Source organism: Actinoplanes sp. NPDC051388, from assembly GCF_055586225.1.
Window position 1 is genome coordinate 1 of the sequence record NZ_JBVJIP010000024.1, and the last position, 16,643, is coordinate 16,643.

Consider the following 16,643-nt stretch of genomic DNA (forward strand, 5'->3'; position numbering starts at 1 on the left):
TTTTTTTTTTTGTTTTTTTTTTTTTTTTTTTTTTTTTTTTTTTTTTTTTTTTTTTGTTTTTTTTTTTTTTTTTTTTGTTTTTTTTTTCTCCCCCCCCCCCCCCCCCCCCCCCCCCCCCCACCACCGGGCGGGTCAGGCGCGGTCGGCCACGAAGATCGCGGTGCCCGGGAAGAGGCGGCCGCGCAGTGGGCTCCACTGGCCCCAGATTCCCTCGTGTCCCTCCGGCCACTCCGGCTCCACCAGGTCACGCAGCACGAAGCCGGCCGCCACCAGCTCGCGCACCCGGTCGCCCAGGGTGCGGTGCTGTTCGACGTAGGTCGGGGTGCCGCCGTCGTTCTCCTCCACGTACGGCCGGCGGTCGAAGTACGAGTTCACCGCCTGCAGCCCGCGCTCGTCCGGCTCGTCCAGGAAGACCCAGCGCATCGGGTGCGTGATCGAGAACACCCACGGCCCGCCTGGACGCAGCACCCGCGCCACCTCGCGCATCACGGCGCCCGAGTCGGCCACGAACGGGACCGCTCCGAAGGCGGTGCACACGATGTCGAAGGCGGCGTCGGCGAAGGGCAGGGCGAGCGCGTCGGCCTGCACGAGCGGGACGCGTACCCCGGAACGGTCTGACGCCGAGCGCGCCTGGCGCAACATGCCCGCGGAGAGATCCATGGCGACCGCCTCGGCGCGCTGCCTTTTGAGCCACCGCGAGCTGGACGCGGCGCCGCAGCCGAGCTCGAGCACCCGCCGGCCGCGCACCTCACCCAGCAGCCCGGCGTCCGCCTCGCGCAAGCCCTCCGGGCACCAGACGAAGTCGGTGTCGCCCAGGAAGGCGCCGTGCTCCGCCTGGTATTCATCGGCGTCGGAATCCCACCAGCCGCGGCTGGCCACTCGGCTCTCAGCGTCGGAAACGGCGCGGCGGGTCACTCGGTCGATCACGGCGCTACGGTAGTGGACGCGGAAATCAGCCCGGAAATCGGACAAAAAGGGCCAGCTGGCGAACAATGTGCCCGGGTCATCGGGAGGGCTTGCAACCTGTGGTAATGCGCACGGTAAGCTAGTCGATGCGCTCGCGGATCGTGTGCCTCGGCAGGGAGCAGGCTCCGCAAGTCGTCGGTTTCAGCCCGTTCAGCTTCGCCTGATCAGACTCCACCGTCATGATCACTCCGGATGTTCGTGCTGTGCCCGCCGGCAGTTCCGCGGGACGCGTGAGTCACCACGAATCCATCCGTTCGGAGCAACAGTCCACATGACGAGCAGCATCGAGGCCACCTCGAGCGCCAACCGGGTCACCGTCGACGACCTCGGCTCGGAGGAAGCTTTCCTCGCGGCCATCGACGAGACCATCAAGTACTTCAATGACGGCGACATTGTCGAAGGCACCGTCGTCAAGGTCGATCGGGACGAGGTCCTGCTCGACATCGGCTACAAGACCGAGGGGGTAATCCCTTCTCGTGAGTTGTCGATCAAGCATGACGTGGACCCCGCGGAAGTGGTTTCGGTCGGTGACCACATCGAAGCCCTCGTCCTCACCAAGGAGGACAAGGAAGGCCGTCTGATCCTGTCCAAGAAGCGCGCTCAGTACGAGCGGGCCTGGGGCACGATCGAGAAGATCAAGGAAGACGACGGCGTCGTGCGCGGCTCTGTCATCGAGGTGGTCAAGGGCGGCCTGATCCTGGACATCGGGCTCCGTGGCTTCCTGCCGGCGTCGCTGGTCGAGATGCGCCGCGTGCGCGACCTCCAGCCGTACGTGGGACGTGAGCTCGAGGCGAAGATCATCGAGCTGGACAAGAACCGCAACAACGTGGTTCTGTCCCGCCGTGCCTGGCTCGAGCAGACGCAGTCCGAGGTTCGCACCGAGTTCCTCAACAAGCTGCAGAAGGGCCAGGTCCGCAAGGGCGTCGTGTCCTCGATCGTCAACTTCGGCGCGTTCGTTGACCTGGGCGGCGTGGACGGCCTGGTGCACGTCTCCGAGCTCTCCTGGAAGCACATCGACCACCCCTCCGAGGTCGTCGAGGTCGGCCAGGAGGTCGAGGTCGAGGTGCTCGACGTCGATCTGGACCGTGAGCGCGTCTCGCTGTCGCTGAAGGCGACGCAGGAGGACCCGTGGCGGCAGTTCGCCCGGACCCACGCGATCAACCAGATCGTGCCGGGCAAGGTCACCAAGCTGGTTCCGTTCGGCGCGTTCGTCCGGGTGGACGACGGCATCGAGGGCCTGGTGCACATCTCCGAGCTGGCCGAGCGGCACGTCGAGCTGCCCGAGCAGGTCGTGCAGGTGGGTTCCGACGTGATGGTCAAGGTCATCGACATCGACCTCGAGCGTCGCCGGATCTCGCTGTCGCTCAAGCAGGCCAACGAGGGCTTCGTCGAGGGCGAGGAGCACTTCGACCCCACCCTCTACGGCATGGCCGCGACGTACGACAACGAGGGCAACTACATCTACCCGGAGGGCTTCGACCCGGAGACGGGCGAGTGGCTCGAGGGCTTCGACAAGCAGCGCGAGACGTGGGAGCGGCAGTACGCCGAGGCCCGCGAGCGCTGGGAGGCCCACACCAAGCAGGTGCAGACGTCCCGCGAGGCCGACGCCGAGGCGGCGCTCAACCCGGCTCCGCCGGCGAGCACCACGTCGTCGACCGGTGCTCCGTCGTCCTCCTCCTCGTCGAGCTCGCCGGCCCCGGCGCGCGCGGCGGAGGAGCCGGCCGGCACCCTCGCGACCGACGAGGCGCTTGCCGCACTGCGCGAGAAGCTGGCCGGGGGCAAGTAACCCGTCCCGCCTGATCCACCGAAGGCCCGTCCACGATCCCGATCGTGGGCGGGCCTCCGTCGTTTCCCCGCCGCACGCGATACTGATCGAGTGCTGAAGGTGGGTCTCACCGGTGGAATCGGGGCGGGCAAGAGTGCCGTCGCCGCGCGGCTGGCGGCGCTGGGCGCGGTGATCGTCGATTCCGATCGGCTGGCCCGCGAGGTGGTCGCCGCGGGGACGGACGGGTTGGCCGAGGTCGTGGCCGCGTTCGGGCCGGAGGTGCGGGGCCCCGACGGGGAGCTCGACCGTCCGGCGCTCGGCGCGCGCATCTTCGGCGACGAGGAGGCGCGGCGCCGGCTCGAAAAGATCATTCACCCTCGGGTACGCGAGCGAGCCCAGCAACTGACCGCCGAGGCGTCCCCGGACGCGATCGTGGTCAACGACGTCCCGCTGCTCGTGGAGACCGGCCTGGCCGCCACCTATCACCTGGTCATCGTGGTGACGGCGGATCAGGGGACCCGGGTGCGGCGGCTGATCGAGACCCGCGGGATGACCGAGGAACAGGCTCGCGCCCGGATCGCCGCCCAGGCCCCCGACGACGTGCGCGAGGCCGCCGCCGACGTCCTGATCACCAACGAGGACGGCCTCGAGGATCTCGACCGCACGGTCACCGCGCTGTGGCACGGTCGCCTCCGGCCCTATGCGGAGAACGTCCGGAAAGCCCGCACCGCGCCGCCGGATCTCCACCTCGCGATCGCGGAGTACGACCCGTCCTGGCCGGCCCAGGCGGCCCGGGTGATCGCCCGGATCAAGCACGTGCTGGGCCCGGACAAGCAGGTCAGTCACATCGGATCGACCGCCGTGCCGGGTCTGGCCGCGAAGGACCTGCTCGACCTGATGCTGGGCGTGTCGACCTTGGCGCAGGCGGATGCCCTGGCCGGCAAGCTCGCCGAGGCGGGGCTGCCGCGCCGTGCGGGGGAGTGGTTCGACAACGCTCGCGGGACGCCCGGCAAGACCTGGCCGAAGCGCCTGCACGGCAGCGCCGACCCGGGCCGGGAAGTGAACCTGCACGTCCGGGTGATCGGTTCGCCGGGCTGGCGCTTCGCCCTGCTGATGCGCGACCACCTGCGAGCCGACGAGCCGGCCCGCAATGCCTATGCCGAGGCCAAGCTGCGGTGGCGGACGGAACACCCCGATCTGGGGTCTTACGCCGAGGCCACGGAACCGTGGTTCGACGCCGAAGCCCGCGCCGCCGACGACTGGGCCGAGTCGACCGGCTGGTCCCCAGCTGCTTAGCCGCGGGCCTGATGCGGCCGGGTCTGATCCAGCCGCGCAGGGCGCGCTGGACTGGCGGGACAGCCCGGCGGTGGGGGTCGGGGAGCGGCCACGCACGCAGGCCGCCGAGGGGGCGGGACTGATCAGGTGCGCGTAATCAAATGATCTTGATTGAAGGTCTTGGGCAAAGAAGGGGCCCTCGCGGCGGCCGGTCGGCGCAAGGCGCTCGACCATCGCGAAGCGCTCGCCGACCAGAGCCGGGGCTGCTCTCACGATGCCTGCGGGAGGGACCATGGGTGGTCCGGTAACCCGCCGGTCGGCCGCCGCGAGCGGCCTACCTGAACAGGTTAGGACCCGGTGTAAAGCCCGGACAACGCGGCGAATGTGCACCCCTTGCACATGAGATCGCCGGGGACGATGCAACGCTCGCCGGAACTTGTCATACCCCCGACGTACGGTGGTTGTCATGGCGCTCGAGATCCCACGACTGGACGGCCGCTTCGAGGTCGTCAGCGAATTCCAGCCGGCCGGTGACCAGCCCGCGGCCATCGCGGAGCTGGAGCGTCGCGTGCGCAAAGGTGACCGCCACACGGTGCTGCTCGGCGCCACCGGCACGGGCAAGAGCGCGACGACGGCCTGGCTGATCGAAAAGCTGCAGCGACCGGCGCTGGTGATGGCGCCCAACAAGACGCTCTGCGCGCAGCTGGCCAAGGAGTTCCGCGAGCTGCTTCCCAACAACGCGGTCGAATACTTCGTCAGTTACTACGACTATTACCAGCCCGAGGCCTATATCGCGCAGACCGACACCTACATCGAGAAGGACTCGTCGGTCAACGAGGAGGTCGAGCGGCTGCGGCACTCGGCGACGATGTCGCTGCTCACCCGGCGCGACGTGATCGTGGTGGCCACGGTCAGCGCGATCTATGGCCTGGGCACGCCGCAGGAATACATCGATCGGGCCGTCTCGGTGAAGGTCGGGCAGGAGGTCGACCGCGACAAGCTGCTGCGGCGCCTGGTCGACATCCAATACTCGCGCAACGACATGGCCTTCCAGCGGGGCACGTTCCGGGTCCGCGGCGACACGCTGGAGATCATCCCGGCCTATGAGGAGCTGGCGGTCCGCCTCGAGCTGTTCGGCGACGAGGTGGAGAAGCTCTATTATCTGCACCCGCTGACCGGCGAGATCGTCCGCGAGGTCGACGAGCTGGTGATCTTCCCGGCGACGCACTACGTGGCGGGTCCGGAGCGGATGGAGCGGGCGATCCGTGACATCGAGGCCGAGCTGGCCGAGCGGCTCGCCGAGCTGGAGCGGCAGGGCAAGCTGCTCGAGGCGCAGCGGTTGCGCATGCGCACGACCTACGACATCGAGATGATGCGGCAGGTCGGCTTCTGCAACGGCATCGAGAACTACTCGATGCACATGGACGGCCGCAAGCCCGGCGACCCGGCGTTCACGCTGCTCGACTACTTCCCCGACGACTTCATCACGGTGGTCGACGAGTCGCACGTGAGCATTCCGCAGATCGGGGGGATGTATGAGGGGGATGCCTCCCGCAAGCGGATCCTGATCGAGCACGGCTTCCGGCTGCCCAGCGCGGCCGACAACCGGCCGCTGCGGTTCGACGAGTTCCTCGAGCGGGTCGGGCAGATGGTCTTCCTGTCCGCCACCCCGGGGCCGTGGGAGATGCAGCAGGCGGCCGGCGAGTTCGTCGAGCAGGTGATCCGCCCGACCGGCCTGGTCGACCCGCAGGTGGTGGTCAAGCCGACGAAGGGCCAGATCGACGATCTGATGCACGAGATCCGCGTGCGCACCGAGCGCAACGAGCGGGTGCTCGTGACGACGCTGACCAAGAAGATGTCCGAGGACCTGACGGACTACCTGCTGGAAAACGGCATCCGGGTGCGTTATCTGCACTCCGAGGTGGACACCCTGCGCCGCGTGGAGCTGCTCAAGGAGCTGCGTAAGGGCGACTATGACGTGCTGGTCGGCATCAACCTGCTGCGGGAGGGCCTCGACCTGCCCGAGGTTTCGCTGGTCGCGATCCTCGACGCGGACAAGGAGGGCTTCCTGCGCAGTGGCCGGTCGCTGATCCAGACCATCGGCCGCGCCGCGCGAAACGTCTCCGGCGAAGTGCATATGTATGCCGACAAGATGACGCCGTCGATGCGCGACGCGATCGACGAGACCGACCGCCGGCGCGCCAAGCAGATCGCGCACAACGAGGCCAACGGCATCCAGCCGACCGCGCTGCGCAAGAAGATCCACGACATCCTGGATGACATCTACAAGGAGGCCGAGGACACCGACGCGGCGGTCAGCGGCGCGATGGTCGGTGGCGGCGGGCGGCAGATGTCGCGCGGCAAGGCGCCGGTGCCGGAGACCCGGTCCAAGCCGCCGCGCAGTGCCGCGACGCCGGCCCGCGAGGGCATGGCGCGGGCCGAGCTGGCCCAGCTCATCCAGGATCTGAACGATCAGATGCTGGGTGCGGCGCGCGAGCTGCAGTTCGAGCTGGCCGCCCGGATCCGCGACGAGGTGCAGGAGCTGAAGAAGGAGCTTCGCGGCATGGACATGGCCGGGGTCAAGTGATCGTGGCGGGCGTAATCTGCCCGCTGTGACCCTCACCCTCGACGAGGTCGCCGGGCTCGCGGCCGCCTGCCGGGCCGCGGACGGAGGGTTGCCGTTCGCGGCGTCCACCGGCTTCCTCCGGTCGCGCTGGGCGGTCCAGGGCGCTGTCGGCCGCGGTGAGCGCGACACCGGCGGGCGGCTGGTGGCGGCGGCTTCGGTGTGGCCCGCCGGGATCACGCTGGAGGGCTGGTCCGGCCCGCGGTTCTTCGACGTCTGCGAGGCGGCGTTCCGCGAGCGGCCGGCCTTCCCTGGCCTGTCCGCCGAGGAGTGGATCTCCGGAGTGTCCGGGGAGGACGACTTCCGGCCGGCCTGGTCGGTGCTGGCCGTGCACGAGACGCTGGGCGACGTCGGCTTCTTGGTCGCTCTCGACGCCTGGATCGATCAGGTCGGCGTGGCGCCGGCGGCACGCGGGCTCGGCCTCGGCGCGGCGCTGGTCCGTGAGACGCTGACCAGGATGCGCGCCGGCGGCTGCGCCGATGCCTGGCTGACGGTGAACGTCGACAACGTGGCGAGCCGCCTCTACGCCCGGCTGGGCTTCACCGCCGAGGGGCGCCGCGCCAGATTCCGCGCCTGAGCGAGGCAACCGATCACCCCTCGGGCTGCGTGTGCTGGGAGAGGCCGCGGAGCACATCGGGGGGCGACGTGACGGACGAGGAATACCGGGTCTACTACGCAGCCGCGTTCGGCCGCCTGGTGGGCCAGGTGTACCTGATGACCGGCGACCTCAGCGAGGCGCAGGACGTCGTTCAGGAGGCATTCGTCCGTGGCTGGGGCCGGCGCCGGTCGTTCGCCGAGGGGGACAGCCCGGACGCCTGGATCCGCACGGTGGCCCGGCGTCTCGCGGTGAGCCGATGGCGATCCGCGAAGTCCGCCCTGGCCGCCTGGCGCCGGGCCGGTCCGGCGCCGGACGATCCCGGGCCCGGGGTGGACAACCCGCTGGTGGTGTCGGCGCTGGCCCGGCTGCCCGAGGACCAGCGCCGGGCGATCGTGCTGTTCCACCTGTGCGACCTGTCGGTCGACCAGGTGGCCGCCGAGGTGAACGCGCCGGCCGGCACGGTGAAGGCGCGGCTGTCGCGGGGGCGGGCGGCGCTGCGGGACCTGCTGGCCGGCACCGAGACCGATCTGAGCATGGGGGTGCGTCGTGCCTGAACAGGATGAGGACATGCGGGGGCTGGGCGCGATGCTGCGGGAAGCCGCGGAGGGCGGGTCGTCGCAGGCCAGGCCGGCGGACTTCGAGCGGCTGGTCCGCCACGCGCGCGGCCGGCGTCGGGCGTGGACGGCGGGCGGGGCGGCCGGGCTGGTCGCCTGCGTGGCGATCGGGGTGGCGGTGGTGGCCGGGGTGCGGCCGTGGCAGGCGCCGGTGCCACAGCCGCCCGCCCCGGTCCCGCACGCGGTCGCGGACAAGGTGGCGCGGCTCGTCGATCTGGACGCCGTCGCGGAGGATCGGGAGCTGATGCCGCTGATCACCGACATCGCGGTGCTGGCCTGGAACCCGGAGCCCGGCCAGACCGTGACCGAGGTGCGGGCCAGTGACGCCTACTTCGCCTTCATGGAGGGCAACGGCATCGAGCCCGGCCAGCAGCCGCTGCTCAACGACGTGGCGGATCTCAGCTCGGCGTTCCCGGCCTGCGACCTGGGCGGGCCGGCCATCCTGACCGCCGATTCGCTGACGGTGTCCTCGCTCGAGACGGCCGCGGTGCGGCTCGACGACGTGCCCGGGGTGCAGGACGCGCGGGTCGAGGTGATTCGCGGGATGTGGTTCCGGGCGGAGCTGGACGTGGAGGCCGAGCCGGGCCGGGAGGATCAGCCGGCGGGCCCGGTGATCGGACTGCCCGGCATCGTGGGTGGCGACAGCCGCAGTTCCCCGGCCGATAACGGCAAGGTTCACTACGGCACGACCGTGACCTACGTGGGCGGTGGCGTGGACCGGGCCGGACTGGACGAGATCAAGGCGGCGCTGGCGCAGCCGTGGGGCGTGCCGGCGAGCAGGGTCAAGCTGACGGCCAAGGAGATCCGGCCGGAGTGAGGGCCGGCCGGAGCGAAGGCCGGACCGAGGGTCAGCGACCGGGCGCGGGCAGATCGGGTCCGGGCCGCTCGCCCGGCGCGACGTCGAGGAAATGCTCGACCACCGGCGGCTTGGCGAAGTGGCCGCCGATGAGACCGCGCCACTGGACGAAGCGCTCGGTGTTGCGGAAGTTCTCGGTGTGCGCCTCGACGCTGTCCCACTCGACCAGCAGCACGAAACGCTGCGGCGATTCGATGCCGCGGGTCATCCGGATCGAACGGCAGCCGGGGGTGTCGGCCAGGATCGGGTGGCCCAGGCGGTAGGACGCCTCGAACATGTCCTCCTGGCCCGGGAGTACGTCGATGAGTGCGACTTCGAGAACCATGATCGGCAGCTTGCCATACCAGCCAGTGAGCTAGCCTCCTAGGACGGAGAGCCGGGGAGGGGCCGCGCCACAGAGCGGGCTGATGGGGCCTGAGCTGGGAGAAGTGGCGAAGTCACGGGAGATGTGGCGCACTTCTTGGCGGGGGACGTGCAATAACGAACGCCGATGCGCCACAATGGCAAGGTTGCAAGGGGAGTATTCCTCTCGCGCCGGTCTCGTCAACACGGTCGCTGCCCACTCGGGCAGACCCGGGGCCGGCGGTCGTGACCGAGGCGTTCGGGCACGGCGGAAGAGACCTTCGACAGCCGCACGACGCCGGGCGCCCCCAAGGCTCGGCGCGTCCCGTGTCTGCCGAGAGGTCCCCGATTGTGAACATCTCCGCCTGGGTATGGGTCGCCACCCTTGCCGCTCTCATCGTGATGCTGGCCGTCGATCTGCTGATCGTCGGCCGACGGCCACACGAGCCGAGCATGCGCGAGGCGGGCGGCTGGGTCGGGTTCTACGTCGCGCTCGCCCTGGTGTTCGGCGTCGGCATCTGGATCTTCTCGAGCGGCACCCACGCGGCCGAGTTCTACACCGGCTGGCTCACCGAATACAGCCTGTCGGTGGACAACCTCTTCGTCTTCGTGATCATCATGGCCCGCTTCCAGGTGCCACGGAAATACCAGCAGAAGGTGCTGCTCATCGGCATCGTGCTGGCGCTGGTCATGCGCGGCGCGTTCATCGCGGCCGGCGCGGCCCTGATCTCCCAGTTCTCCTGGGTCTTCTACATCTTCGGCGCGTTCCTGGTCTACACCGCGATCACGCTGCTCAAGCAGGGTGAGAACGACGCGGACGACTTCAAGGAGAACATCCTCATCCGCTGGTCCAAGCGGGCGCTGCCGATCTCGTCGTCGTTCGGCGACGGCAAGCTGACCACCACCGCGCTGATCACCGGCCGGCGGCTGTTCACCCCGATGCTGATCGTGATGATCGCGATCGGCACCACCGACCTGATCTTCGCGCTCGACTCGATCCCGGCGATCTTCGGCATCACCAAGGAGCCCTACCTGGTCTTCACCGCGAACGTCTTCGCGCTGATGGGCCTGCGGCAGCTCTACTTCCTGCTCGGCGGCCTGCTGGAGCGCCTCGTCTATCTGAACATCGGGCTGGCCGTGGTGCTCGCCTTCATCGGGGTGAAGCTGGTCCTCGAGGCGCTGCACACCAACACGCTGAGCTTCATCAACGACGGCCACGGCTTCCACTGGGCGCCGGAGATCCCGATCTGGCTGTCCCTGCTGGTCATCATCGGCACGCTCGGCATCGCCACGGTCGCCAGCCTGATGAAATCCTCCCGGGACCGGAAGAAAGAACTGGTCGGCACCGGCGTCTGAGATGCCGGTGCCAAGGGAGTAACGCTGGTACCTCTCACCTCGCCCGCGGGCTGACTAGCGTCGGGGGCATGACTCCTGATCTCGTTCTCAACAACGGCGTCCGGATGCCCGCGCTCGGGCTCGGCGTCTTCCAGAGCCCGCCGGAGGAGACCGCGGCCGCGGTGGAGGCGGCGTTGACCACCGGCTACCCGCACATCGACACGGCCGCCGCCTACGGCAACGAGCGGCAGGTGGGTGAGGGCCTCCGCCGTTCCGGCGTCGACCGGGGCGAGGTGTTCCTGGAGACCAAGATCTGGGTCAGTGACTATGGGTACGCCGAGGCGCTGCACGCCTTCGACAAGGCCACCCGCAAGCTCGGCGTCGACCAGGTGGACCTGCTCATCCTGCACCAGCCGGCCCCGGATCGGTTCGACCGCACGATCGGCGCCTACCAGGGGCTGGAGAAGCTGCTGGCCGACGGCAAGGTGCGGGCGATCGGCGTCAGCAACTTCATGCGCCACCATCTCACCGAACTACTCGAGCGCACCGAGGTGGTGCCGGCCGTGAACCAGATCGAGCTCCACCCCTACTTCGCCCAGCCGGACGTGCAGAAGGCGGACGCCGAGCACGGGATCCTCACCCAGGCGTGGTCGCCCATCGGCGGCATCACGTTCTATCCGGGCTGGGACGAGGACCGCAGGAACGTGCTGGAAGACCCGGTGATCGGCGCGATCGCGGACGAGCACGGCAAGAGCCCGGCACAGGTGATGCTGCGCTGGCAACTGCAGCACGGACGCTCGGCGATCCCCAAGTCGACCAACCCGGGCCGGATCGCGGAGAACTTCGACATCTTCGACTTCGAGCTCACCGCGGCGCAGCTGTCGAGCATCGACGCCCTCGACACCGGGGTGCGGAATGGGCCGGACCCGGACGTGCCGCGCCCGGCCCTCTTCGACCGCGTGATCCCGGAGGACTAACCCCGGTTACTTCTGGTGCTTCGCGCGGGCTGCGGATCGGCCGCGGGTCTGCTGGTCCAGCACGACCTTGCGGATGCGCACGGCGCCCGGCGTGACCTCGACGCACTCGTCCTCGCGGCAGAACTCGAGGGCCTGCTCCAGGCTCAGCTTGCGCGGCGGGATCAGCTTTTCCGTCTCGTCGGACGTCGACTGCCGCATGTTGGTGAGCTTCTTCTCCTTGGTGATGTTCACGTCCATGTCGTCGGCCCGGGAGTTCTCACCGACGATCATGCCCTCGTAGACCTCGGTGGTGGGGTCGACGAAGAGCTGGCCGCGCTCCTGCAGGTTGGTCATCGCGAACGCGGTCACCACGCCGGCCCGGTCGGCCACCAGCGAGCCGTTGCTGCGGGTGCGCAGCTCGCCGAACCACGGCTCGTAGTCCTCGAAGAGGTGGTGCAGGATGCCGGTGCCACGGGTCTCGGTGAGGAACTCGGTGCGGAAGCCGATCAGCGCGCGGGCGGGCACCAGCCACTCCATCCGGATCCAGCCGGTGCCGTGGTTGACCAGCTGCTCCATGCGGCCCTTGCGGGTGGCCAGCAGCGTGGTGATGGCACCCATGTATTCGTCGGGGGCGTCGATGGTCAGCCGCTCGACCGGCTCGTGGATCTTGCCGTCGACGACGCGGGTGACCACCTGCGGCTTGCCGACGGTCAGCTCGTAACCCTCCCGGCGCATCTGCTCGACCAGGATGGCCAGCGCCAGCTCGCCGCGGCCCTGCACCTCCCACGCGTCCGGCCGCTCGGTGGGCAGCACCCGCAGCGACACGTTGCCGACCAGCTCCTTGTCGAGCCGGTCCTTGACCATGCGCGCGGTGACCTTGCCGCCCTTGACCTTGCCGACCATCGGCGACGTGTTGGTGCCCAGGGTCATCGAGATGGCCGGCTCGTCGACCGTGATCAGCGGCAGCGGGATCGGGTTCTCCGCGTCGGCCAGGGTCTCGCCGATCATGATCTCGGGGATGCCGGCGACGGCCATGATGTCGCCCGGGCCGGCCTGCTCGGCCGGCTTGCGCTCGAGGCCCTCGGTCATCATGAGCTCGGAGATGCGCACCTTTTCCACCGTGCCGTCGGTGCGGCACCAGGCCACCGTCTGGCCCTTGCGGATCGTGCCCTCGTGCACCCGGCACAGCGCGAGCCGGCCGAGGAAGGGCGACGCGTCGAGGTTGGTGACGTGCGCCTGCAGCGGCGCGCCCTCGGTGAACTTCGGGGCCGGGATGGTCTCGAGCAGCGTCTGGAAGAGCGGCTCGAGGTTGTCGCTGTCCTTCGGGATCGAGCCGTCGGCGGGCTGGGTCAGCGAGGCGATGCCGTCGCGGGCGCACGCATAGATGATCGGGAAGTCGATCTGGTCGGCGTCCGCGTCGAGGTCGAGGAAGAGCTCGTAGGTGTCGTCCACGACCTCCTTGATCCGGGCGTCCGGCCGGTCCACCTTGTTGATCACCAGGATGATCGGCATCCGGGCCTTGAGGGCCTTGCGGAGCACGAAGCGGGTCTGCGGCAACGGGCCCTCGGACGCGTCGACCAGCAGCACCACGCCGTCGACCATGGTCAGGCCGCGCTCCACCTCGCCGCCGAAGTCGGCGTGGCCGGGGGTGTCGATGATGTTGATGACGACGGGCTCGCCGTCGGCCGGGGCATAGCTGATCGCCGTGTTCTTGGCGAGGATGGTGATGCCCTTCTCCCGCTCGAGATCCATCGAGTCCATCACGCGGTCGCCCATCTCTGCGCGCGCGTGGAACTGGCTGCCCTGCCGGAGCATGGCGTCGACCAGGGTGGTCTTGCCATGGTCGACGTGCGCGATGATGGCGACATTGCGGAGGTCCGTGCGGGTCTGCATGCTTCCATTGTCCCTGGCAGGTGTTTCAGTTGCCGCCCCGGGGTGGATCGCGTCCATCACTCCCTGGAATCACTTTTGTCCGTTATGCCGGGCAGCGCGAACATCGACAGCGCTGTTAGCGTCCTTCTCGTGAGGATCACGATCGGCCGGGCGGCGGCAGCGGCGCTCCTGCTGATGTCCGCCGGCTGCGGCCTGGTCCGGCAGCAGGACGACCCGGCGCCGGTGGCGGCCGAGTCCAGCCCCGAGCCGATCACGGTGATCGAGACGGTCGAGCCGGAGCCCGAGGTCACCGAGCCGTCCGAGGCGCCGACGGAGAAGCCGAAGGCGCCCAAGGCCACCCCGCTCGAGGATCCGAACAACTTCACGCTGCCCGACTGCGCGGTCCGCGAGGGCAAGATGGTCTCCCGCAAGACCGCCGGCAAGGCGCTCGACGCGGCCGCCACCAGGACCTATTGGAAGACCGAGGCGCCGCAGATCAAGATCTCCGCCGACCTGATCCGGTCGATCGCCTGGCAGGAGAGCGGCTGGCAGTCGAACATCGTGAACTGCGACGGCGGCCGGGGCCTGATGCAGGTGATGCCGGACACGGTCGCCCAGATGAACCAGCGGTTCGGGCTCGACTACAACGCCAAGGACTACAAGCAGAACGCCACCGTCGGCGCCAACTACCTGGCCTGGCTCACCAAGGCGTTCGGCGACGACTACTTCAAGGGCAGATACGACCTGAGCCCGAAGAAGTGCAAGAACCACGGCAGCATGTGCCTGCTCAACATGGTCATCTCCGGCTACCACGTGGGTCGCGGTGGGGTGGACGCGGCGTACGCGAGCAAGGAGTTCTCCAACGCGGACTACGTGGACTCGGTCCGCTCGTTGATGAAGTCCTGCTACTGCGACCGCTACTGACCCGAAACCGCCACCAGCCCCGGCCGGCGCCGAGGACCTCGCGGGCGGGCGTCGAAGCGCACCGGCTACACTTGTTCGTTGGAACCCGAGACTCCGCCGTTTTGACCCTGTTCTGGATTTGTTCGAGATCTGGGCGTCGCTGTAAGGTCTCGGGGTTGTTGTGCGTTCAGATGCTGGCGAGGCTCCCACTTTCGGCCCGTGCAGCACACACGAAGGAGCCCTGAAAGCAATGCCGCCCAAGAAGAAGACCCATGAGGTGACCCTCGCGCTTGAGGCGGGTAACGCCGCGATGGTCGACCTCGGCAAGATGCTCGGCCCGACCGGCGCCAACATGCGTGCGGTCAAGCTGGAGTATGACGAGGCCACCTCCAAGAACCGTGGCGAGATCATCCCGGTCGTGGTGTCCGTCTTCGAGGACCGGTCGCACGCGCTGGTCTACAAGACGCCGCCGACCAGCTTCCTGATCCGCAAGGCGCTGGGCATCCAGTCGGGTGCGTCGAACCCGCTGACCCAGACCGTCGGCACGCTGAGCCAGGAGCAGGTGCGCGGCATCGCCGAGCGCAAGCTGCCCGACCTCAACGCCAACGATGTCGACGCCGCGATCAAGGTCGTGGCCGGCACCGCGCGGTCGATGGGTGTGAAGGTCGCCGACTAAGGCCTGATCTGCCGGACGCGGGTTCTCCTGTCAGGAGGGCCCGCGTTTGTTGTCTCCGACGATCTCGTCGACCAGGCCGTATTCCATCGCCTCCTGGGCGGACAGGTAACGGCCGGCGGCCAGGTCGTCCTCGATCCGGCTCCGGCTCTGCCCGGTGACCTGGACCAGCCGCAACACCATCTCCTCGAGCTCGCGCAGGTGCTGGCCGGCGGCCGCGGTCACCTCGTCGGCGGTGCCGGTCACCCCGGCCGCCCGCGGCTCGGCGAGCCGGAAGCGCGCGTGCTTGAACGCGGACCGGCGGCCGGCCGCGGCCAGCACCGCGAGCACCGCGCCGCCCGCCTCCGAGGTCACCACCGCGTGCACCGGCGCGACCATCGCGTCCATCACGTCGAGCACCGCGTGCGCCGCGGACAGCTGACCGTCGCCGCTCGCCACGTGCAGCTGGACCGGCGCCGGGCCGGCCGCGTCGAGAGTGAGCAGCGCGGCCGCGACGCCGGTGGCGTCCTGCTGGGTCAGCGCGCCGCGGATCATCACGATGCGCTGGTCGAAGAGACGCTCCTCGAGCCAGCCGGGCATCGACGCACCGCCGCCGCCCGGCGGCCATCCGCCGGGCTGCCAGGGCTCGGGGGTCGGCTCGGGGCGGGGCTGCCAGCGCACATCCATCCGCCGAGTCTAGGTAGGTCCGGGTCTAACTCGGAGCGCTTCCGCTGAGGGCGGACGAAGGTCGCTGCGGCACCCCGGCGAACGGGACGGTGACCTCGGCGGCCGGGCCGTCCGGGTGCCGCCACCGGCCGCGCCGGGCCAGCTCGGGCAGCACGCCCTCGCCGAACCAGTAGGCCTCTTCGAGATGCGGGTAGCCGGACAGGATGAACTCGCTGATGCCCAGGTCGGCGTATTCGAGGAGGCGGTCGGCGACCTCCTGGTGGCTGCCCACCAGCGCGGTGCCGGCGCCGCCGCGGACCAGGCCGACGCCGGCCCACAGGTTCGGCGACACCTCGAGATCGTCGGCCGAGCCGCCGTGCAGGTCGAGCATGCGCCGCTGCCCGACCGACTCGCTCTGCCGCAGGCCCTGCTGGACGGCCTCGATCGCTTCCTGCGGGATGCCGCGCAACAGCCGCCGCGCCTCGGCCCACGCGGCGTCCGAGGTGTCCCGCGTGATCACGTGCAGCCGGATGCCGAAGCGCAGGTGGCCGCCGCCGAGCCCGCGGATCCAGGCCAGCTTCTCGGCCACCTGGGCGGGCGGCTCGCCCCAGGTCAGATAGACGTCGCTGTGTTTCACCGCGACCGGGCCGGCGGCCGTCGACGAGCCACCGAAGTAGATCTCCGGCGCCGGGTCGGGCACCCGGCTGAGCTTCGCCTTCTGCACCCGCAGGTGCTCGCCCTCATGGGTCACGGTCTCGCCGCGCCAGAGCGCGCGGATGATGCCGAGGAACTCGTCGGCGCGGGCGTAACGGGCGTCCTTGTCGAGGAAGTCGCCGTAGCCGCGCTGCTCGCTGGACTCGCCGCCGGTGACCACGTTGAGCAGCAGCCGGTTGCCGGACAGCCGCTGGAAGGTCGATGCCATCTGGGCGGCCAGGGTCGGCGAGATCAGGCCGGGCCGGAACGCGACCAGGAACTTGAGGCGCTCGGTGACCTCGGTCAGCATCGCGGTGCTGAGCCAGGCGTCCTCGCACCACGCGCCGGTCGGTGTGAGCGCCGCAGTGAAGCCGAGTTGCTCGGCGCTGCGGGCGATCTGGCCGAGATAGCCAATGGTCAGCGGGCGCACGCCGCCGGCCGCGCCGGTCGGGACGCCGTGGCCGCCGCCGACGATCTCCCGGCTGTCGCCGTTGGTCGGAAGGAACCAATGGAAGTCCATACCTCAA

15 protein-coding genes are annotated in these 16,643 nt (G+C 69.3%); 10 read left to right on the forward strand and 5 right to left on the reverse strand.

Going from position 1 to position 16,643, the window contains the following annotated elements; genetic code table 11:
- Nucleotides 1-132: 132 nt before the first annotated feature.
- Nucleotides 133-927 (reverse strand): class I SAM-dependent methyltransferase, encoded by a 795-nt coding sequence (locus ACZ6TI_RS41500; RefSeq protein ID WP_465350773.1) that lies wholly within the window; start codon nt 925-927, stop codon nt 133-135.
- A 310-nt stretch (nt 928-1,237) separates the two neighbouring features.
- On the opposite strand from ACZ6TI_RS41500, the gene rpsA reads away from it, so the two are divergent.
- The 6 genes from rpsA (at nt 1,238) to ACZ6TI_RS41530 (ending at nt 8,658) form a co-directional block, all read left to right on the forward strand.
- The gene (gene rpsA / locus ACZ6TI_RS41505; RefSeq protein ID WP_465350774.1) at nt 1,238-2,752 is read left to right on the forward strand and encodes a 30S ribosomal protein S1; all 1,515 of its coding nucleotides are present in this window, start codon (nt 1,238-1,240) and stop codon (nt 2,750-2,752) included.
- A 90-nt stretch (nt 2,753-2,842) separates the two neighbouring features.
- Nucleotides 2,843-4,027, forward strand: a complete 1,185-nt coding sequence (gene coaE, locus ACZ6TI_RS41510) for a dephospho-CoA kinase (RefSeq protein ID WP_465350775.1) — start codon at nt 2,843-2,845, stop codon at nt 4,025-4,027.
- A 445-nt stretch (nt 4,028-4,472) separates the two neighbouring features.
- Nucleotides 4,473-6,593: an excinuclease ABC subunit UvrB gene (gene uvrB, locus ACZ6TI_RS41515; protein WP_465350776.1), complete on the forward strand. Its 2,121-nt coding sequence runs from the start codon at nt 4,473-4,475 to the stop codon at nt 6,591-6,593.
- Between the two features lie 25 nt (nt 6,594-6,618).
- A complete protein-coding gene (locus ACZ6TI_RS41520) occupies nt 6,619-7,206 on the forward strand; it encodes a GNAT family N-acetyltransferase (protein WP_465350777.1) in 588 nt (195 codons plus the stop codon).
- A gap of 68 nt (nt 7,207-7,274) precedes the next feature.
- Entirely contained in the window at nt 7,275-7,781 is a 507-nt protein-coding gene (locus ACZ6TI_RS41525; protein WP_465350778.1) for a SigE family RNA polymerase sigma factor, read from the forward strand.
- On the forward strand, nt 7,774-8,658 hold the full coding sequence (locus ACZ6TI_RS41530; RefSeq protein ID WP_465350779.1) for a hypothetical protein: 885 nt from the start codon (nt 7,774-7,776) through the stop codon (nt 8,656-8,658). The genes ACZ6TI_RS41525 and ACZ6TI_RS41530 overlap by 8 nt, the downstream gene beginning before the upstream one ends.
- A 31-nt stretch (nt 8,659-8,689) precedes the next feature.
- Here the strand turns inward: ACZ6TI_RS41530 and ACZ6TI_RS41535 are convergent, their stop codons facing one another.
- Nucleotides 8,690-9,022: an antibiotic biosynthesis monooxygenase family protein gene (locus tag ACZ6TI_RS41535; RefSeq protein WP_465350780.1), complete on the reverse strand. Its 333-nt coding sequence runs from the start codon at nt 9,020-9,022 to the stop codon at nt 8,690-8,692.
- A 368-nt stretch (nt 9,023-9,390) separates the two neighbouring features.
- On the opposite strand from ACZ6TI_RS41535, the gene ACZ6TI_RS41540 reads away from it, so the two are divergent.
- Nucleotides 9,391-10,395, forward strand: a complete 1,005-nt coding sequence (locus ACZ6TI_RS41540; RefSeq protein ID WP_465350781.1) for a TerC family protein — start codon at nt 9,391-9,393, stop codon at nt 10,393-10,395.
- Between the two features lie 68 nt (nt 10,396-10,463).
- Nucleotides 10,464-11,351 (forward strand): aldo/keto reductase, encoded by an 888-nt coding sequence (locus tag ACZ6TI_RS41545; RefSeq protein ID WP_465350782.1) that lies wholly within the window; start codon nt 10,464-10,466, stop codon nt 11,349-11,351.
- Nucleotides 11,352-11,357: 6 nt separating this feature from the next.
- Here the strand turns inward: ACZ6TI_RS41545 and typA are convergent, their stop codons facing one another.
- A complete protein-coding gene (gene typA, locus ACZ6TI_RS41550) occupies nt 11,358-13,223 on the reverse strand; it encodes a translational GTPase TypA (RefSeq protein WP_465350783.1) in 1,866 nt (621 codons plus the stop codon).
- A 129-nt stretch (nt 13,224-13,352) separates the two neighbouring features.
- On the opposite strand from typA, the gene ACZ6TI_RS41555 reads away from it, so the two are divergent.
- A complete protein-coding gene (locus ACZ6TI_RS41555) occupies nt 13,353-14,126 on the forward strand; it encodes a lytic transglycosylase domain-containing protein (RefSeq protein WP_465350784.1) in 774 nt (257 codons plus the stop codon).
- Between the two features lie 229 nt (nt 14,127-14,355).
- On the forward strand, nt 14,356-14,781 hold the full coding sequence (locus ACZ6TI_RS41560) for an uL11 family ribosomal protein (RefSeq protein WP_465350785.1): 426 nt from the start codon (nt 14,356-14,358) through the stop codon (nt 14,779-14,781).
- Between the two features lie 30 nt (nt 14,782-14,811).
- On the opposite strand, the gene ACZ6TI_RS41565 is transcribed toward ACZ6TI_RS41560, so the two are convergent.
- The gene (locus tag ACZ6TI_RS41565) at nt 14,812-15,444 is read right to left on the reverse strand and encodes an ATP-dependent Clp protease proteolytic subunit (protein WP_465350786.1); all 633 of its coding nucleotides are present in this window, start codon (nt 15,442-15,444) and stop codon (nt 14,812-14,814) included.
- Nucleotides 15,445-15,469: 25 nt separating this feature from the next.
- The gene (locus ACZ6TI_RS41570; protein WP_465350787.1) at nt 15,470-16,636 is read right to left on the reverse strand and encodes an LLM class flavin-dependent oxidoreductase; all 1,167 of its coding nucleotides are present in this window, start codon (nt 16,634-16,636) and stop codon (nt 15,470-15,472) included.
- Between the last annotated feature and the right edge of the window lie 7 nt (nt 16,637-16,643).